The sequence below is a fragment of the Actinosynnema sp. NPDC059797 genome (genome assembly GCF_042732085.1).
In the GTDB taxonomy this organism is placed as follows: Bacteria; Actinomycetota; Actinomycetes; order Mycobacteriales; family Pseudonocardiaceae; genus Actinosynnema.
On record NZ_JBHWIE010000006.1, the window covers coordinates 1 to 18,764 of the forward strand.

An 18,764-nucleotide genomic window follows, 5' to 3' on the forward strand; every position below is an offset into this window, starting at 1 on the left:
GGGTAACGCTGCCCGTGCTGATGATGCGGTTACCGAGAGAATTGTTCCGGGTCAACGTGGTGCGCGCGGCCACCGACGACCGGGGCGGCGTGCGCGCCGCCCCGCCCCGGGCTTCGAGGACGCCGGGGCGGGGCGCCGACCCGCCGCCGGCCCGGCCCGGGGGGCTGGTCGGGTGAACGACCTGCGCTTCGGTGTGCTGGGACCGCTGGAGGTGCGGTTCGACGACCGGGTGGTGCCCGTCCCCGCCGGCGCCGCGCGGGTCCTGCTCGCGTCGCTGCTCCTGCGCGCCAACGAGGTGGTGACCACCGACCTGCTGGTGGACCGCCTGTGGGACGGCGCGCCGCCCACCGCGTCCCGGGCCAGGGCGACGTTGCAGATGGTGGTGACGCGGCTGCGACGGGCGCTGGGCCCGGCGAACGTGGTGCGCACGGTGACCGAGGGCTACCTGGCGGACGTGCCGCCGGGGAGCCTGGACCTGCACCGGTTCCGCGACCTGGTGCGGGTCGGGCGGTTCGCCGAGGCGCTGGCGCTGTGGCGGGGCGAACCGCTGGCGGACGTCCGGTCGGACCTGCTGCACCGCCAGGGCGTCGCGCCGTTGCTGGAGGAGCGGCTGTCCGTGCTGGAGCGGCGCGTCGACGCCGACCTCGCCGCCGGGCGGACCCGCGAGCTGGTGGCCGAGCTGCGCTCGCTCACCACCGCGCACCCGCTGCGGGAGCGGTTCTGGGCGCAGCTGATGACCGCGCTGCACCGGTCGGACCGGCAGGCCGAGGCGTTGGCCGCCTACCGGGAGGTGCGCGCGCACCTGGCCGAGGAGCTGGGCGTCGAGCCCGGACCGGCGCTGCGGGAGGCGCACCGCCAGGTGCTGAGCGTCGACCCCGCGGAGCCCGCCGAGCCCCCGCCGCGCACCCCGGCGGTCCCGCGGCAGCTGCCCGCGCCACCGCCCTACTTCACCGGGCGGGAGGGCGCGCTGCGCGCGTTGGACGAGGCCGCGGCCGGCGGGACCGTGGTGATCTCGGCGATCAACGGCACGGCCGGGGTCGGCAAGACCGCCCTGGCGGTGCACTGGGCGCACCGGGTGGCGGACCGGTTCCCCGACGGGCAGCTGCACGTCAACCTGCGCGGCTACGACGTCAGCGGCGAACCCGTGGGACCCGACACGGCGTTGCGCGGCTTCCTCGAAGCCCTCGGGGTGTCACCGGCGAGCATCCCGTCGGGCGTGGACGAGATGGCCGCGATGTACCGCAGCCTGCTGGCCGACCGCCGGGTCCTGGTGCTGCTGGACAACGCCCGCGACGCCGACCAGGTGCGGCCCCTGCTGCCCGCCAGCCCGCGCTGCGCGGTGCTGGTCACCAGCCGCGACAACCTCACCGGCCTGGTCGCCGCCGAGGGCGCGGCGCCGCTGTCCCTCAGCCTGCTCGGCAACGCCGAGTCGATCGCCCTGCTGGAGCTGCGGCTCGGCGACCGGCGCGTGGCGGCGGAGGCGGGGGCCATCGACGAGCTGGTGGCCCGGTGCGCCGGCCTGCCGCTCGCGCTCAACGTCGTCGCGGCGCGCGCCGCGGTGAACCCCGGCCTGTCGCTGCGCGCCCTGGCCGACGAGCTGATCGACGAGTGCACCCGGCTCGACGCGCTGGACACGGGCGACCACGCGACCAGCGTGCGCACGACGCTGTCCTGGTCCTACCGCCACCTGGACCCGGACGCGGCCCGGCTGTTCCGGCTGCTCTCCCTGGCCAACGGGCCGGACCTGACCGCGCCGGCCGCGGCGAGCCTCGCGGGCGTCCCGGTCGGCGTCGCGCGCCGGCTGCTCGGCCGGCTGACCGGCGCGCACCTGCTGGCGGCGCGCGAACCCGGCCGGTACCACTGGCACGACCTGCTGCGCGCGTACGCGACGGAACTGGTGTGCGAGCACGAGACCGAGGACGAGCAGCGGGCCGCGGTGCGCCGGCTGCTCGACTTCTACCTGCACTCCGCCCACCGGGCCACGGCCCTGATGACCCGGAGCCAGGCCCCGCTGCCGCTGACCGCCGCGGACCCGGTCGTGCGCCCGCTGGAGTTCGCCGACCGGGAGGCCGCCGTCGAGTGGTACCGCAAGGAGCACCAGAACCTGGTCGAGGCGGTCCGGCTGGCGGGGCGGGAGGGGTACCGGGAGCACGCCTGGCAGCTGCCCGCCACCATGTGGCCCCTGCTCGACCTGCGCCAGAACTCCGCCCAGTGGACCGACCTGACCGAGATCGGGCTCGCCGCGGCCCGCTCGCTCGGCGACAAGTACGCGGAAGCGCTCGCGCTGCACACGCTGGGCTGCATCGCCAAGAGCCGCTCCGAGTACGGCAGCGCGCTGTCGCTGTTCAAAGCGGCGCTGCGGCTGCGCGAGGAGGTCGGCGACATCCGGGGCGTCGCGTCGAGCCACACCCAGGCCGCGACCACCTGCGCGCTGGCCGGCCGGTTCGACGAGGCCGTCGCCCTGCACCTGCGGGCCATCGAGCTGGCCCGCGCCGCGCCCGAGACGAGCATCCTGCTCGTCACGCTGAACAACTACGCCGACACGCTCGCGCGCATGGGCGAGTACGAACGGGCCCTGGAGGCCCACCGGGAGGCCATGGAGCTGGTCGGGCCGTCCGACCGGCACGTGCTGGCCTCGGTCCGGGACACGCTGGGCGTGATCTACCTGGGGTTGGGCCGGTACGACGAGGCGATCCGGGAGTTCACCGAGATCCTCGCGTCGCCCAAGGGCCTGCTGAGCAGCCGACAGGAGGAGCTGACGCTCGGCAACCTGGCCACGGTGCTGGAGGTGACCGGCGACCTGGCCGGCGCGGTCGGGGCGCTGCGCCGCGCCCTGGAGGTGCTGGAGCGCGACGCCAACCCGCGGGCGGAGGAGGTGCGGGCCCGGCTGGCGGAGCTGGAGCGCGCCGCGGGCGCGGTCCGGTGACGGGGCGCGCGCCGGGACCCGCCTTTGTGGACGGTGGGGGTCCTTGGCCGGGTTGACTGTGGGCGCACGACCCGCCACCGGCCGTAAGCTGGTCCGGGTCCAGGGGGAGGGACATGGTGGTTCGGTTCACGGCGCCGGGTTCGGTCCCGGCCCGGTGCTCGCGCCTCCCGGGTCCACCGCGCGTGCGGCGGCGGGTGGTCGCGGCGTGATCAGGTTCAACGTGCTGGGGCCGCTGGAGGTGTGGCACGGCGCCGAGCGGGTCGCGGTGCCCTCGGGCCGCGGGCGGGTGCTGCTGGCCACGCTGCTGCTGCGGGCGAACGAGCAGGTGACGGTCGACGAGCTGGTGGACCGGCTGTGGGACGGCGGCGCGCCGAAGCCGGAGCGGGCCAAGGCCACGCTGCAGATGGTGGTGCGCCGGCTGCGGCAGGCGCTGGGCGAGGCGAACGTCGTGCGCACCGTCGTGGGCGGGTACTCCGCCGACGTGCCGCCGGGCGCGCTGGACCTGCACCGCTTCCGCGAGCTGGTGGCCCGCGGCGGGCTCGCCGAGGCGCTGGCGCTGTGGCGCGGCGCGCCGCTGGCGGACGTGCGGTCGGACGTGCTGCACCGCGACGACGTGGCGCCGCTGCTGGAGGAGCGGCTGGCGGTGCTGGAGCGCCGGGTCGCGGCGGACCTCGACGCGGGGCGGTCCGCCGAGCTGGTGCCCGAGCTGCGGTCGCTCACCGCGCGGCACCCGCTGCGGGAGCGGTTCTGGGGCGCGCTGGTGCTGGCGCTGCACCGCTCGGGCCGCACCGCCGAGGCGCTCGCCGCCTACCACGAGGTGCGCGAGCTGCTGGCCGAGGAGCTGGGCATCGACCCGGGCGAGGAGCTGCGCGAGCTGCACCGGCTGGTGCTGGGCGCGGGCCCGGCGCCCCGTGCCGCGCGGCCCGTCGCGCCGCCGCGGCAGGCGCCGGCCGCGGCGCAGCAGCTCCCCGCGGACGTGCGCAGCTTCACCGGGCGGCAGGCGGAGCTGGCCGCGCTGGACCGGCTCGCCGCGGACACCCGCGCGGCCGGCGTGGTCGCGATCACCGGCATGGGCGGGCTCGGCAAGACCGCGCTGGCCGTGCACTGGGCGCACCGCCGGGCCGCGGACTTCCCCGACGGCCGGCTGTTCGTCGACCTCCGGGGCTTCGACCACGACACCCCGCCGCTGACCCCGCGGCAGGCGCTGACCCACCTGCTCGGCGCGCTGGGCGCCCCGCCGGAGCGCATCCCCGCCGCGCTGGACCAGCAGGTCGCGCTGTACCGGTCGCTGCTCGCCGACCGGCGGGCCCTGGTCGTGCTGGACAACGCGGCCGACGTGGCGCAGGTGCGCCCGCTGCTGCCGTCCGGCCCGGGGAACTTCGTCCTGGTCACCGGCCGCAACGACCTGCGCGGGCTGCTCGCGCTCAACGACGCCGCGCTGGTCCGCCTGGACGTGCTGGCCCCGGCCGAGGGGCTGGACCTGCTGCGCCGCATCCTCGGGCCCGCGCGCGTGGACGCCGAGGCCGCCGCGTCCGCCGAGCTGGTGGAGGTGTGCGGCGGCCTGCCGCTGGCCCTGCGGGTGGCCGCCGCGACCATGGCCGCCGAGGGCGGCGCGGCGGCCGACTGCGTGGCGGCGCTGAAGTCGGGAGACCGGCTGTCCGGCCTGGAGATCCCCGGCGACCCGGCGTCCGCGGTGCGCGTCACGTTCCACCTGTCCTACCGGGCGCTGACCCCGTCGGCGCGGCGGCTGTTCCGCCTGCTCGGCGTGGCGCCGTGCCGGGACTTCACCGCCGAGGCCGCGGCGGCGCTGACCGGCACGGGGCTCGACGGGGCCCGCCGCGCGTCGGCGGAGCTGCTGCGCGCGCACCTGCTGGAGCAGCCGCGACCGGGCCGGTTCGTCCTGCACGACCTGCTGCGGCTGCACGCGGAGGCGTGCGCGACGACCGAGGAGTCCGAAGAGGACCGGCGCCTGGCCGTCACCCGGCTGCTGGACTTCTACCTGCACAACGCGGACCGCGCGGACCGGGTGTCGCGCCGCAGCCGCACGCAGCTCCCGCTCACCCCGGTCGCGGACGCCGTGCCCCTGCTGTCCTTCGAGGACCGGCGGCGGGCCATGGCGTGGGTCGGCTCCGAGATGCCGAACCTGCGCGTGCTGGTCCCGTTCGCCGCGGAGCGCGGGTGGCACGAGCACGCCTGGCAGATCCCGGCCGCCATGTGGAGCTACCTGCACACCCACTACGTCTGGGCCGAGTGGCGGGCGCTGAACGAGGTCGCGCTGGCCTCGGCGCGCCACCTCGGCAACCGGTTCGCCGAGGCGGTGGCCCTGCACACGCTCGGCAGCATGACCCGCCGCGTCCGGCCCGAGGACTCCCTGGCGGAGCTGGGCCTGGCGCTGGAGATCCGCGAGGAGATCGGGCACGGGCACGGCACGGCGGCGACCTGCCTCGAACTCGCGGGCGCCCACGAGTCGCTCGGGCGCTACGACGAGGCCGTCCGGCACGGCGAGCGGGTCGTCGAGCTGTGGACGGCGCAGGGCAACCAGGAGGGGCTGGCGGTGGCGCTGAACAACCTCGCCGGGACGCTGAGCCTGGCGGGCCACCACGAGCAGGCGCTGGCGGTGGGCGAGCGGGCCGTGGAGCTGTACCGGCGGTCGAGCGGCATGTGGTCGGTCAAGCACGCGCGGGAGACGGTGGCGCAGGTCCTCCACCGCGCGGGGCGGTGGGCCGAGGCCGCCGCCACCTACGAGTCGATCTTCGCGGGCGGCGTGGAGGACATGGGCAGGCTGGCCGCGCTCCACACCCACCTGCACTACAGCGACCTGCTGCTGGACCTGGGCGACCCGGACGCCGCCCGGGTCCACCTGGGTCACGCGCTGGACATCGCCGTCGCCACGGGCTACCCGGACGTGGACGCCGTCCGGGCCCGCCTGGCGCGGCTCGGCTGAGCGCGTCCCGGGGGAGGGGTGCCAGTGGCGGTCGAGTTCGGTGTCCTGGGTCCGTTGTGCGTGCGGGTCGACGGTCGGTCGGTGCCGTTGCCGGCGGGGCGTGGTCGGGTGTTGTTGGCGGCGTTGTTGTTGCACGCGGGTGAGGTGGTGTCGGCGGACCGGTTGGTGGAGTGGTTGTGGGACGGTGAGCCGCCGAACCCGCGGCGGGCCAGGGCGACGTTGCAGATGGTGGTGCGCCGGCTGAGGCAGGCGTTGGGCGAGGCGAACGTCGTGCGCACGGCGGACGCGGGCTACGTCGCCGACGTGCCGCCGGGCAGCCTCGACCTGCACCGCTACCGCGAGCTGGCCGGTGCGGGCGACCACGCCGGCGCGCTCGCCGTGTGGCGGGGCGAGCCGCTGTCGGACGTGCGGTCGGAGCTGCTGCGCCGCGAGGTGGTCGAGCCGCTGCTGGAGGAGCGCCTGGACGTGCTGGAGCGGCGCGTCGACGACGACCTGGCCGCCGGGCGGGCCGGCGAGGTGGTGGCGGAGCTGCGCGAGCTGACCCGGCGCCACCCGCTGCGCGAGAGCTCCTGGGCGCGGCTGGTGACCGCGCTCGACGCCGCGGGCCGGCGGGCGGAGGCGCTGGCCGCGTACCGGGAGGCGCGCTCGCGGCTGGTCGACGAGCTGGGCGTCGAGCCCGGACCGGCGCTGCGGCAGTCGCACCGGAACGTGCTGGGCGCCGGGCCGGCCGCCGCGCCGCCGCGCGTGCCGCGCCAGCTCCCCGTGCCGCCGCGCGTGTTCGTCGGCAGGCGGAGGGCGCTGGCCGAGCTGGACGCCGTCCGCTCCGGGCGGGGACCGCGCATCGCGGTGATCAGCGGCACGGCGGGCGTCGGCAAGAGCGCGCTCGCGGTGCGCTGGGCGCACCTGGCCGCTCCCCGCTACCCGGACGGCCAGCTGTACGCGAACCTGCGCGGGTTCGACCCCTCCGGGCGGCGGGCGTCGCCCGCGGAGGTGCTGCACGGGTTCCTGGAGGCGCTCGGCGTGCCGGCCGCCCGGATCCCCGCCGGCGCGGACGAGCGCGCCTCCCTGTACCGAGACCTGCTCGCCGACCGCCGGGTCCTGGTGCTGCTGGACAACGCCCGCGACGCCGACCAGGTGCGGCCCCTGCTGCCCGGCTCGCCCGGGTCCCTGGTCCTGGCCACCAGCCGCGACCGGCTCACCGGGCTGGTCGTGCGGGAGGGCGCCCGGCCGGTCCGGCTGGACCTGCTCACCCCGGGCGAGGCGGTCGAGCTGCTGGAGGCGGGCGTGGGCGGCGACCGGACCGCGGCCGAGCCGGACGCCGCGGACCGGCTCGTCGCCCGGTGCGCGGGACTGCCGCTCGCCCTGGCCGTGGTGGCGGCCCGCGCGGCGATCGAGCCCGCGGCGTCGCTGGGCGCCCTGGCCGACGAGCTGGAGGGCGACGGCGCGCTGGACGCCCTGGACACCGGCGACCGGCTCACCACGGTCCGCGAGGTCCTGTCCTGGTCCTACCAGCACCTGAGCGACCGGGCGGCGCGCGTGTTCCGGGCGCTGGGCCTGCGCACGTGCCCCGAGCTGTCGCTGCCCGCCGCCGCGAGCCTCTCCGGGCTGCCGCTGCCCGAGGCGCGCCGGGCGGTGGTCGAGCTGGTGCAGGCGCACCTGGTCACCGAGGAGGTGCCCGGCCGCGCCATGACGCACGACCTGCTGCGCGCCTACGCCGCCGACCGCGCCGCGGCCGAGCTGTCCGAGGAGGAGCTCCGCGCGGCCCGGCTCCGGATGCTCGACCACTTCCTGCACACCGCCGAGCACGTGGACCGGGTGCTCTACCCCCAGCGGGAACCGGTGGAGCTGCCGCCGATGGCGGAGGGCGTGGTGCCCGAGCGGGTCGGGTCGCACGCCGAGGCGCTCGACTGGTGCCGGGCCGAGCTGCGCACGCTGGTCGCGGCGGTCGGGTACGCGGTCGAGCACGGGCGCGACGACCACGCGTGGCTGATCCCCCACTGCACGGCGACGTTCTTCCACTCCAGCGGCCACTGGTCGGAGTGGGCGGAGGTGTGCCTGACCGGCCTGGCCGCCGCCGAGCGGCTGGGCGACGCGCGCGGTCGCGCGCACATGCACCGCGGCCTGGGCCGGGCCTACACCCTGCTGCGCCGCTGGGCCGACGCCGAGGAGCACCTCGGGAAGGCGCTGGAGCTGTTCCGCGCGACGGGCGACCGGGCGTCCGAGGCGTACGCGCTGGTGAACCTCGCGGGCACGCGCGTGGCGCGGTCCGAGCCGGACGCGGCCCTGTCCCTGGAGCGGCGGGCGCTGGAGCTGTTCCAGGAGCTGGGGCACGTCGCCGGGCAGGCCCGCGCGTACACCGCGATCGGCTACCTGCACCACCGGCTCGGGCACCACGAGGAGGCGGTGCGGTGCTCCCGGGCCGCGATCGGGCTGTACGGGTCGATCACCGACCTGCCCGGCGAGGCCTCGGCGACCGAGAACCTCGGGCTCGCGCACCGCGAGCTGGGGCGCCTGGCGGACGCGGTGACCTGGCAGCGGCGCGCCGTGGCCCTGTTCGCGCGGATCGGCGAGCGGTACTACGAGGCGGGCGGGTGGCGCGAGCTGGGGGAGACCCACCGGCGGCTGGGCGACCTGGGCGCGGCGCGCGACGCGCTGCGCAACGCGCTGGTCGCGTTCGAGGAGCTGCACCACCCGCACGCGGACGAGGTGCGCGCGGAACTGGGGGCGCTGGGGTGACGGGGGAGCCCCGCCGCGCCGGGCCCGCCGGAGGCGCGGGTCGGCGACCGGGTCGTCCCGGGAGCCGCCCGGCCTCGCCACCGCGGGCGACGCGGTGGGGTGGTTCGAGGCGGTGCCACCGTGCTGTCGGGACGGATCGTTCCCCCATCGGGTATGCATGTGCGTGCCCGCGGGTGCCGGGACGAGGGGATGGCGCATGAGCTTGCACGTGGCGGTGGACTTCGGCACGTCCAGCACCTGCGTCGCCCTGTCCTCGAACGGGCGGGAACCGCAGGTCGTGGTGGTCGACGGTCAGCCGATCGTGTCGTCGGCGGTGTTCGCCGCGGCGGACGGCACGCTGTTCGTCGGGCAGGAGGCCGAGCGCCAGGCGGCCGTGGACCCGTCCCGCTACGAGCCGCACCCGAAGCGCCGGGTCGACGAGGGCGAACTGCTGCTGGGCACCAGCGTGCTGCCGGTGGCGGACGTGGTGCGGGCCGTGCTGGCGCGGGCGGTGGGCGAGGCCCGCCGGGTGGCCGGCAACGCGCCGGTCGACCTGCTGGTGCTCACGCACCCCGCGGACTGGGGCGCGACGCGGACCCGCGTGCTGCTCCAGGCGGCCCGGGGCCTGGCCCAGGAGACCCGGCTGGTGCCCGAGCCGGTCGCGGCGGCCGTGTTCCACTCCGCGACCCACGCCGTGCCGGACGGCGCGGCGCTCGCCGTGCTCGACCTCGGCGGCGGCACGGTGGACGCGAGCGTGGTGGTGCGGCGGGGCGGCGCGTTCCGGGTGCTGGCCGCCAAGGGCGACCCCGGGTTCGGCGGCGCGGACGTCGACCAGGCGCTGCTGGAGCACATCGGCTCGCTGGTCGGGCCGGGCGACCCGGAGGCGTGGCGCGGGCTGGTCGAGGGCCGGGAGCTGGCCGACCGCCGCAAGCGCCGGGTGCTGCGGCAGGACGTGCGCGGGGCCAAGGAGACGCTGTCCCGGCACTCCTACACCGACGTGCCGCTGCCCCCGCCGTTCCCCGACGCGCACGTCACCCGCGCGGACCTGGAGCGCCTGGTCGCCGCGCCGCTGACCAGGGCCGCCGCGCTGGTGGTCGGCGCGGTGCGCGACGCCGGGCTCGACCCGCGCGAGCTGGCGGGCGTGTTCCTGGTCGGCGGGTCGAGCCGGATACCGCTGGTGGCCCGGCTGGTGCTGGAGCAGTCCGGTGTGGTGCCGACGAGCATCGACCAGCCGGAGACCGTGGTGGCGCGGGGCGCGCTGCGGGCGGTGGTCGTGGACCCGCTGCGCACCGGGGCCCTGCCGCCGCGCGAGGACGTCACCCAGCGGATCACCGACGACAGCACCCGCAAGCTCACCCGGCGGATCACCCCGCCGCCGGCCGCGTTCCCCGCGAACTTCCCGCCGCCGCCACCGCCCGCGCCGCGCAAGAGCCGGGCGCCGCTGGTGGTGGTCGGCGCGCTGGTCGTGCTGGCCGCGATCGGCGGTTCCGTGGCCTACGCGCTGACCAGGGGCGAGGGCGGCACGCCCGGACCGACCACGCCCACGTCCACCTCGACGGGCGGCAAGGCGATCGCCCAGTACGACTACAGCTTCACCGCGCCGGAGGGCTGGGAGCAGACCGGCGGCCAGGTCGAGACCCGCAAGGTGCTGCTGGAGCCCGCGCCCGGCGGGTCGGGCCCGGAGGCCATCGCGGTGCAGGAGCAGAAGCTCGCCTACGACTCCTCCGCGGAGCCGCAGCGGGCCCGGGACGAGCTGCGCGCGCTGTACGACCAGGGCGCCAACCTGTCCGATTTCGACGCTTCCGCCACCTTCGCGGGCAAGGATGTCGTTTACTACCGGGAGATGGCGGGCGCGACGACCATCGACTGGTACGTGCTGTTCCAGGACGCGTTCCAGGTCAGCGTCGGCTGCCAGTACCCGGCGGACGGGCGGGAACGGGTCCTCCCGGCCTGCGAGCAGGTCGTCCGCACGCTGACCGTGACCAGCTGAACCCGTGGGGAAGACGATGACCGGCATCCCGGAGGCCATGACCAGGTTCCGCGCGGACCTCGACGCCGCCGTCACCAGGGCCCGCCGGGCCGCGGCCGCCGCCGGCGCGAGGACGGCGGCCCAGCGCGAGCGGAACCGGGAGTCGGCCGAGCGGGCCCGCGCCCGCGAGGTGCGGCCCGGGGCGCACGCGGCCACGTCGGCGGACGTCCGGCGCGTCGCCACCGGGTTCCGCGAGCACCGGGGCCTGCCGATGGAGCAGTTGCCGCCCGCGGCCGAACTGCTCACCCCCGCAGGGGAGAAATCGCGAGAGCAAACGGACGCGAATGCAAATCCAGTGCCGCCCGTCACTCCGCTGGGTTCTCGCGCGGTAGCCGGACCGAGTGGTCAGCTCCCCCCGGACACCGGCGATGACGAGGACTTTTCGCAAGCGCGAATCCTCTACTGACCGCGTTTGCTCCCTCAAACGTTTACTAGAGCAACTACTTCGAGGAAAAACGCGCCAGGGCGGAACCGGTCGTGGCAAGGTCTGCGTCGGAAGAGGCGTACGAACCAAGAACGCCTGAACGCGAAGACCTAGGGGGTCGCACCCAATGAGTGGCTTTCAGACTGGACACGCCGAACTGGTCAAGGGCGCCGAGGACATCATGAGCGTCGACGAGTCTGTTCAGGGCATCCTGAAGCAGCTCGCCGGCACCGTCGAGGGCCTGTCCAGCGCGTGGTCCGGTAGCGCCGCCCTGGCGTTCACCAACCTGATGGAGCGCTTCAACGCGGACGCCCAGAAGCTGCACACCGCGCTGGTGGAGATCGCCGAGCAGATGAGCGGCACCGCCTCGACCTACCTCACCCAGGACCAGGACCAGGACCAGGTGATGTCGAGCATCGCCAACCGCCTCAACGGCTGATTCGCCGGGGCAACTCCTGCTCTCCTGTTCTTCCGCTCCACCCGCTTTCGCTTCTTCCTGACTTGCCTTTAAGAGGGGAATCATGGTCGACACCAACCGCATCAAGGTCAGCTTCGGCGAAATGTCGAACGCGGGCTCCGCGATCCAGAGCCAGGCGAACCAGGTCCAGTCCGAGCTGGACAACCTGAAGTCCCGCCTCGCGCCGCTCATCGCCCAGTGGGACGGTGGCGCGTCCACCGAGTACCAGGCCCGCCAGAAGGAGTGGGACGAGGCCGCCGCCGGCATCCAGCAGGTGCTGGCCAGCATCGCGACCGCCGTCCTCCAGGCCGGCGAGGCCTACCAGGCCGCCGAGCAGCAGAACGCCTCGCGCTGGGGCGGCTGATCGCCCTCGGCGCACGGCGCCACCGCGGGTCCCGGAACTCGACGTCGGTTCCGGGGCCCGCTTCTGTGTGCCCGCTGTGCGCCCGCCGTCGGTCCGGTGGCGGTTCAGGCCGCCGTCGGTCCGGCCCGCTGCCGGTCCGGCTCGCCGCCGGCCCGGTGTCGGTCGAGCCCGCCCGGGTCCGGTCCGCTCGGGTTCGACCTGCCCCGGTCCGGCCTGCCCGGGTCCGGTCCGCCGCCGTGGTGCGGTTCGGGCCCTCCGGGACCGCTCGGGAGCTGTGACCGGGGGCACAGGACCGGCTCCGCGAGGCAGGTCGGAACCCGTTCGACGGGGCCCGTTTTGACCGCCCCAACCCCACCCGGTATCTTCTTACGTTGTTGTGCGGTACTCGGTGCGCAGTAGCGTGCCTGTGTTCTGGTCCTCTGCCCACCTGGGGTCTCTGGCCTGAGCAACCGCCGCGATGACCCCAGACGCAAGTGACGACGAGGTAGACCCGTGCGCACGTACAGCCCGAAGCCCGGCGAGGTGACCCGAGCCTGGCACGTGATCGACGCCCAGGACGTGGTGCTCGGTCGGCTCGCCACCCAGGCCGCGACGCTGCTGCGCGGCAAGCACAAGCCGACTTACGCACCCCACGTTGACACCGGTGACTTCGTCATCGTCATCAACGCGGACAAGGTCGCGTTGACCGGCAAGAAGCGTGACCAGGAGTTCGTGTACCGGCACTCCGGCTTCCCGGGCGGCCTGCGCCAGCAGTCCTTCGGCGACGTGCTCGACACCCGTGCCGACCGGCTGGTCGAGAAGGCGATCAAGGGCATGCTGCCCAAGAACCGCCTCGGCCGCGCCATGGCGGGCAAGCTCAAGGTCTACACGGGCCCGAACCACCCGCACGCTGCGCAGCAGCCGCAGCCGTTCGAGATCAAGAAGGTCGCCCAGTGACCGAGCCGCAGCAGACCGAGGACATCGACGTGACCACCCCTGACGCCGACGTCGACGCGGTCGAGACGACCGACGTCGAGACGACCGACGTGGACGAGGCCGTTGAGACCGACGCCGTCGAGGCCGAGGACATCGACGGCGAGGCCGTGGAGGCCGAGGACGCGCCCGCGCCCGTCGTCCGCCACACCCTGAACGCGGGTGCTCACCACCTGGCGCAGACCGTTGGCCGCCGCAAGGAGGCCATCGTCCGCGTCCGGCTCGTCCCGGGCACCGGCAAGTTCACCCTGAACGGGAAGTCGCTGGAGCAGTACTTCCCGAACAAGGTGCACCAGCAGCTCATCCGCGAGCCCCTGGTGACCACCGAGAAGCCCGAGACCTTCGACGTCATCGCGAACCTGCGCGGCGGCGGCACCACCGGCCAGGCCGGTGCGCTGCGCCTCGCGATCGCCCGCGCGCTGATCGCCGTCGACTCCGAGGACCGCCCGGTGCTGAAGAAGGCCGGCTTCCTCACCCGCGACCCCCGGGTCAAGGAGCGGAAGAAGTACGGTCTGAAGAAGGCCCGCAAGGCGCCTCAGTACAGCAAGCGCTGACCTCCGGGTCCAGCGAGCACCACCCTGCGGGAGCAGTCAGTTCTTCGTCGAACTGCTGCTCCCGCAGTGCATTCCGCCCCTTGTTGTTCACGTCACTGGAGGACACGGCGATCATGGCTCGGCTGTTCGGCACCGACGGCGTACGCGGACTCGCCAACGGGGAGCTGACCCCCGAACTCGCGCTGTCCATCGCCGCCTCGGCGGCCCGCGTACTGGCCGAGCACGACCGCTCGCACCGCCCGGTCGCGGTGGTCGGCCGCGACCCGCGGGCCAGTGGCGAGATGCTGGAGGCGGCCGTGGTGGCGGGCCTCACCTCGGCGGGCGCCGACGTGCTGCGGGCGGGTGTGCTGCCCACGCCGGCCGTCGCGCACCTGGTGGCCGCGCTGGGCGCCGACGTCGGCGTGATGATCTCCGCCTCGCACAACCCGATGCCCGACAACGGCATCAAGCTCTTCGCCGCGGGCGGGCACAAGCTGCCCGACGCCGTGGAGGACGAGATCGAGCAGAAGATGGGCGAGCGGCCCCACCGCCCGACCGGCGCGGGCGTCGGCCGGGTGCGCGACGTCGAGGACGCCGAGGGCCAGTACGTGCAGCACCTGCTGAAGGTGACGCCGCACCGCCTGGAGGGCCTGAAGGTCGTGGTGGACTGCGCCAACGGCGCGGCGTCGGTGGCCGCGCCGGACGCCTACCGCCGCGCGGGCGCCGAGGTGGTCGAGATCCACGCGAGCCCCGACGGCCTGAACATCAACGACGGCTGTGGCTCCACCCACCTGGACCAGGTGCGCGCGGCGGTGCTGGAGCACGGCGCGGACCTGGGCATCGCGCACGACGGCGACGCGGACCGCTGCCTGGCCGTGGACGCGAACGGCGAGGTCGTGGACGGCGACCAGATCATGGCCGTGCTCGCGCTGGCCATGAAGGACTCGGGCGAGCTGACCGACAACACCCTGGTCGCCACCGTCATGAGCAACCTGGGCCTGCACATCGCGATGCGCGAGGCGGGCGTCGAGCTGAAGACCACCGCGGTCGGCGACCGGTACGTGCTGGAGGAGCTGCGCGCGGGCGGGTACGCGCTGGGCGGCGAGCAGTCCGGGCACGTGGTGCTGCCCGCGCACGCCACCACCGGCGACGGCCTGCTGACCGCGCTGCGCCTGATGGCGCGCGTGGCCGAGACCGGCAAGCCGCTGGCCGAGCTGGCGGGCGTGATGCGCCGGCTGCCGCAGGTGCTGGTCAACGTCGTGGTGACGGACAAGGCGGCGGTGGCCAAGGACCCCGCGGTGAAGAGCGCCGTGGCCGACGTGGAGGCCGAGCTGGGCGACACCGGCCGGGTCCTGCTGCGCCCGTCGGGCACCGAGCAGCTCGTGCGGGTGATGGTGGAGGCCGCCACGCACGAGTTGGCGGAGTCCGCCGCCCAGCGGCTCGCGGGCGTGGTTTCCGCGGTGCGCTGAAGCCCGCTGCGCCGGCACCGGGTTGAAGACGGCACCGGGTTGAAGACGGCAGGCGAGGGCGCGCCCGCTGCCGGGCCTCGCGGACCGGGTGTGCCCGCTGCCGCGTTCAGCGGATCGGGCGCGCCCGCTGCCGGGCCTCTCGGACCGGGCGCGCCCGCCGGCTCCGACCCCGCCTGACCTCCCCGCCAGGGGTGAGTTCCGCTTCGCGAAGGCAACCGGCTGGGCCGAACGGCCCTTGTCCGCCCGCCCGTGCTGGGATCCTTGTCCCCGGAACCCGGAGGGGCGCGGTCGCGTCTGACCGGGGACGAGGGGAGGCGGAGGCATGGCAGGCTTCGGCGTCGGGCCGGGTGAGCTCCAGGGCGTTGCCAAGCAGTACGAGGACCACGGTGCGGACATCACGCAGCTGAAGAGCACCGTGACCCCGTCCGTCGGCGCGGGCCAGGTGGGTCGGAAGTTCCGCGGCACCGAGACGAAGTACAAGTCGTACTTCGACCGCCTCCAGGCGAGCATGGAGACGTTCGGGCGTGAGGCGACCAACGTCGCGCTGCGCCTGAAGGACGTGGCCAAGACGTACGAGAGCAACGAGTCCGCCACGTCCGACCAGTTCAGGGGGTAGCGGCGGTGGCCGACCAGAACGAGATCAAGCAGCTCCTCGACGACCCGAACGTCACGCCGGAGACCAAGAAGGAACTGGTCCGCGCGCTCGCCGGCTCGGGTGCGAGCGAGGAGGACGTCCGCCGCTACGCCGAGGCGAACGGCGTCGACGTCCCGAACGACCCCGGGCTGCTCCAGCACGGCGCCGGCATCCTGCTCGCCCCCGTCACCGGCGGCGCGAGCGTCGCCTACAACGTCGGCCAGGAGGCGCGGCACGGCGACTGGACCGTGGAGGGCGGCGAGGCCGACGACCTGGTCAACAAGGCCAAGGAGGAGCGCGAGCTCGGCAGCACGCAGAAGGTGCTGAACGAGACCGGCGACTTCCGCACGTCCGACGAGCTGCTCGACGCCGGCGCGCCGGGCCTGCGGTTCTTCGAGAAGTTCATCCCGATCTACCAGGAGGCCGCGCCGCTCGCCGGGCACGGCGGCCAGGCGCCCGACCTCAAGACCTACGTCTACCGGAACTACGACGAGGTCAGGGAGATCGACCTCGGCAAGTTCCGCGAGGACGCCGACAAGATCAACAAGACCGTCGCCGAGCTGGACAACCACGAGAACGGCCTCGGCACGGCGTGGAACGGGCTGGCCTCCTGGGAGGGCGACGCGGCCAACGCCGCCAACGCCTACAACGGCAAGTTCCTCAACACCGCGGGCACCTTCATCCAGGACGTCAAGGGCGCCCCGGGCACGATCACGGCCGCCGCGAGCACGATCCAGCAGCAGGTCAAGGAGTACGCCCAGCACGTCCACGACCTGTACTCCGAGCAGTGCGGCGGGCTGACCGTCGACGAGGCCAAGCAGGCCATCCGGCACGCCAAGGGCGACATCTTCGAGAACGACGCCGGCATCCTCGACTGGCTCTCCGGCGTGCCCGGCCCGCTGACCGGCGCGGTGCTCGGCGCGATCTGCGGCGGGCCGCTGGGCATGCTCGCCGGCCTGGGCTGGGGCAACTGGATCAGCGACGCCCGCAACGCGATCATCAACGAGGCCAAGCAGAAGCTGAAGGCCCTCTGCGAGGAGTTCGACGGCAAGAAGCAGGCGTTCGACGGGTACTGCCAGACCGTGCAGACCGGTGTCCAGGGCGCCTACGACACGATGTTCGGCCAGCTCGACACCCAGATCAAGGACCAGCCGTTCGGCAAGGTCGGCGACCCGCCGCCGTTCACCGGCGACCAGGGCGGCCGGGACAAGGTCCGGCAGCCCGACGGCGGCGGCACGCCACCCGGTGGTGGCGGTACCCCCGGCGGTGGTGGCACGCCCGGCGGTGGCGGCACCCCCGGTGGTGGCGGCACCCCCGGTGGCGGTGGCGGCCCGCAGGCGGAGATGCCCAAGCCGCCGGAGAACCCGTTCGACAAGGACGGCGACGGCAAGCCGGACGTGCCGGGCGACACCGACGGCGACGGCAAGCCCGACGACCTCGACGGGGACGGCAAGCCCGACGACCAAGGCGTGAAGCCGGACGGCCTCAAGGGCGAGGAGGAGCCCGAGGTCGTCACGATCCGCAACGGCGAGAACGAGATCAAGGTCACCGAGCCGGACGCCGACGGCCACGTGAAGATCACCGTGGACACGCCGACCGGCGAGCCGAAGACCTTCGACGTCGACTTCAGCGAGAACCCCGACGCGGTGAACGCCCTGCTGGGCCAGAACGGGGCCGCCGCGCTCGCCGGTGCGACGCCGGTCATGTCCGGCGCCACGCCGGGCGCCGCGCAGGGCGGTCCGATCGCCGGCGGCGCGACCGGTGCGGACGGCGCCACCCCGATCCGGGCGGGTGAGGACGGCAAGGCGCTGATCGAGGTGGACGGCCTGTCGATCACCGCCGAGGTGGACCCGCTGACCGGCGAGATCAACCTGTCGGTGGACAACGGCGACGGCACGCCCGACGAGTACGGCGTGGCGTTCGGCGAGGACGAGCCCGAGGGCACGCCGCGCATCCCCGGCCTGGAGGGCGCGGTGCCGGTGCCCGGCGAGGTCGGCGGACCGGGCGACGTGCGCACGATGCCCGAGGTCGGCGTCGGCGTCGGTGGCGGCGCGGAGCCGATCACCACCATGCCCGCGCCCGACGACGGCGCCTTCCGCCCGGAGCCCGCGATCGGCTTCACCGAGCCGGGCGCCGCCCCGGCCTTCACCGAGCCCGCCCCGGCCTTCACGGAAGCCGCACCCGCCTTCACCGAACCGGCCGCCGCGCCCGCCTTCACGGAACCCGCCGCGGCCCCGGCGTTCGCGGAACCGGCCCCGACCCCGACCAACCCCGCCCCGGCCCACAGCGCGTCCGGCGGCTTCACGGCCCCCGCCGGTTTCGCCGCCCCCGCCGGTTTCGCCGAACCGCCGTCGGCGGGCTTCGGCCAGTCGTTCAACCAGCCGTTCCAGTCCGGTCCCGACGGTGGGTTCGCGTCGTCGCCGTCGTCGTCCGCGGACACGACCAGCGCCTCGGGCGTCTCGATGTTCGGCGACAGCTCGTTCAACGCGGCCGACTCGGTCCTCGGCGGCTCGGGCACCGGGGACAACCCGTGGAGCGGCCCGACCGCGGACCCGGCCGACCAGGGCCTGGCCGACACGAACGCCTCCCAGGCGGGCCAGCCGGGCTCGGCGACCCTGCCGTCCATGCAGGACGGTGGCCAGCCGGGCGGCCAGCCCGTCGGCGGCGGCATGATGGGCGGCGGGATGATGGGCGGCGGCATGGCGGGCGGCGGCCAGCAGCAGAGCGGCGACACCGAGCGCAGCCCCGGCCAGTGGCGGACCACCGGCTCGCTGTTCGACGACGACCTGAACCTCAGCCGGGTGCAGGGCGTCCTGGGTGACGAGGGAGGCCGGTAGCGGTGGGCGTCATCGAGGTGGACCCGAAGGTCCAGGCGGCGTTCGACGAGCAGGTCGCGGCGGCCAGGCGGGCCAACGCCGAGGTCACCGGCGCGCTCAGGGCGGACCAGGAGCGCCTGGCCGCCGAGGCCCGGGAACGCGAGGCCCGCGCCGCCGCCGACCGCGACCGGTTGCGCGACCAGGCCGAGCAGGTCGCGGCGAAGGGCGACAAGCCGCAGCGCCAGCCCCAGTGGGCCCCCGGCCCGCAGCGAGGCGCGGGCGAACTGGCCTTCGGCCCGGAGGAGGACGACGAGGCGTCGCCGCGGACGGCACCACCGCGCCCGCTCCCGCCACCCCCGTCCCCGGTGGTCCACCAGCCACCCCCGCCGCCCCCGGCCGCCAGGCACCGCCGCCAGACCCCGGTCGAGGACGACGACGACCTGAGCGGCCAGAGCTGGCTGACCTGAGGCACGCCGGCTGA

General features: G+C 75.1%; 13 protein-coding genes. All 13 read left to right on the plus strand.

Annotation, left to right across the window (positions count from 1 at the left end):
- Window positions 1-172: 172 nt before the first annotated feature.
- Complete coding sequence (locus ACFV4N_RS03530; RefSeq protein ID WP_499670910.1) at window positions 173-2,926, plus strand: AfsR/SARP family transcriptional regulator; 2,754 nt, start codon at window positions 173-175, stop codon at window positions 2,924-2,926.
- 205 nt (window positions 2,927-3,131) lie between these two features.
- Complete coding sequence (locus ACFV4N_RS03535) at window positions 3,132-5,870, plus strand: AfsR/SARP family transcriptional regulator (RefSeq protein ID WP_499670911.1); 2,739 nt, start codon at window positions 3,132-3,134, stop codon at window positions 5,868-5,870.
- A gap of 81 nt (window positions 5,871-5,951) precedes the next feature.
- Window positions 5,952-8,606 (plus strand): AfsR/SARP family transcriptional regulator, encoded by a 2,655-nt coding sequence (locus tag ACFV4N_RS03540; RefSeq protein WP_499670912.1) that lies wholly within the window; start codon window positions 5,952-5,954, stop codon window positions 8,604-8,606.
- A 196-nt stretch (window positions 8,607-8,802) separates the two neighbouring features.
- Window positions 8,803-10,575, plus strand: a complete 1,773-nt coding sequence (locus tag ACFV4N_RS03545) for a type VII secretion-associated protein (protein WP_499670913.1) — start codon at window positions 8,803-8,805, stop codon at window positions 10,573-10,575.
- A gap of 4 nt (window positions 10,576-10,579) precedes the next feature.
- Window positions 10,580-11,020 carry a hypothetical protein gene (locus ACFV4N_RS03550; RefSeq protein WP_499670914.1) on the plus strand — a complete coding sequence of 147 codons (441 nt, stop codon included), beginning with the start codon at window positions 10,580-10,582 and terminating at the stop codon, window positions 11,018-11,020.
- Between the two features lie 145 nt (window positions 11,021-11,165).
- On the plus strand, window positions 11,166-11,477 hold the full coding sequence (locus ACFV4N_RS03555) for a WXG100 family type VII secretion target (RefSeq protein ID WP_499670915.1): 312 nt from the start codon (window positions 11,166-11,168) through the stop codon (window positions 11,475-11,477).
- Between the two features lie 82 nt (window positions 11,478-11,559).
- Window positions 11,560-11,859 carry a WXG100 family type VII secretion target gene (locus tag ACFV4N_RS03560; protein WP_499670916.1) on the plus strand — a complete coding sequence of 100 codons (300 nt, stop codon included), beginning with the start codon at window positions 11,560-11,562 and terminating at the stop codon, window positions 11,857-11,859.
- Window positions 11,860-12,351: 492 nt separating this feature from the next.
- The gene (gene rplM, locus ACFV4N_RS03565; RefSeq protein ID WP_499670917.1) at window positions 12,352-12,795 is read left to right on the plus strand and encodes a 50S ribosomal protein L13; all 444 of its coding nucleotides are present in this window, start codon (window positions 12,352-12,354) and stop codon (window positions 12,793-12,795) included.
- 29 nt (window positions 12,796-12,824) lie between these two features.
- Window positions 12,825-13,385 (plus strand): 30S ribosomal protein S9, encoded by a 561-nt coding sequence (gene rpsI, locus ACFV4N_RS03570; RefSeq protein WP_499670990.1) that lies wholly within the window; start codon window positions 12,825-12,827, stop codon window positions 13,383-13,385.
- A 113-nt stretch (window positions 13,386-13,498) separates the two neighbouring features.
- Window positions 13,499-14,833 carry a phosphoglucosamine mutase gene (gene glmM, locus ACFV4N_RS03575; protein WP_499670991.1) on the plus strand — a complete coding sequence of 445 codons (1,335 nt, stop codon included), beginning with the start codon at window positions 13,499-13,501 and terminating at the stop codon, window positions 14,831-14,833.
- A 322-nt stretch (window positions 14,834-15,155) separates the two neighbouring features.
- Window positions 15,156-15,449, plus strand: coding sequence for a WXG100 family type VII secretion target (locus ACFV4N_RS03580; RefSeq protein ID WP_499670918.1), 294 nt, complete (start codon window positions 15,156-15,158; stop codon window positions 15,447-15,449).
- Between the two features lie 5 nt (window positions 15,450-15,454).
- Window positions 15,455-18,304: a hypothetical protein gene (locus tag ACFV4N_RS03585; protein WP_499670919.1), complete on the plus strand. Its 2,850-nt coding sequence runs from the start codon at window positions 15,455-15,457 to the stop codon at window positions 18,302-18,304.
- Window positions 18,305-18,306: 2 nt separating this feature from the next.
- The gene (locus tag ACFV4N_RS03590) at window positions 18,307-18,750 is read left to right on the plus strand and encodes a hypothetical protein (protein ID WP_499670920.1); all 444 of its coding nucleotides are present in this window, start codon (window positions 18,307-18,309) and stop codon (window positions 18,748-18,750) included.
- The last annotated feature ends 14 nt before the right edge of the window (window positions 18,751-18,764 follow it).

Coding starts and splice junctions, on each gene's coding strand:
- glmM (WP_499670991.1), top strand. CDS start 13,499: ATGGCTCGGCTGTTCGGCACCGACGGCGTACGCGGACTCGCCAACGGG.
- ACFV4N_RS03545 (WP_499670913.1), top strand. CDS start 8,803: ATGAGCTTGCACGTGGCGGTGGACTTCGGCACGTCCAGCACCTGCGTC.
- ACFV4N_RS03555 (WP_499670915.1), top strand. CDS start 11,166: ATGAGTGGCTTTCAGACTGGACACGCCGAACTGGTCAAGGGCGCCGAG.
- ACFV4N_RS03560 (WP_499670916.1), top strand. CDS start 11,560: ATGGTCGACACCAACCGCATCAAGGTCAGCTTCGGCGAAATGTCGAAC.
- ACFV4N_RS03580 (WP_499670918.1), top strand. CDS start 15,156: ATGGCAGGCTTCGGCGTCGGGCCGGGTGAGCTCCAGGGCGTTGCCAAG.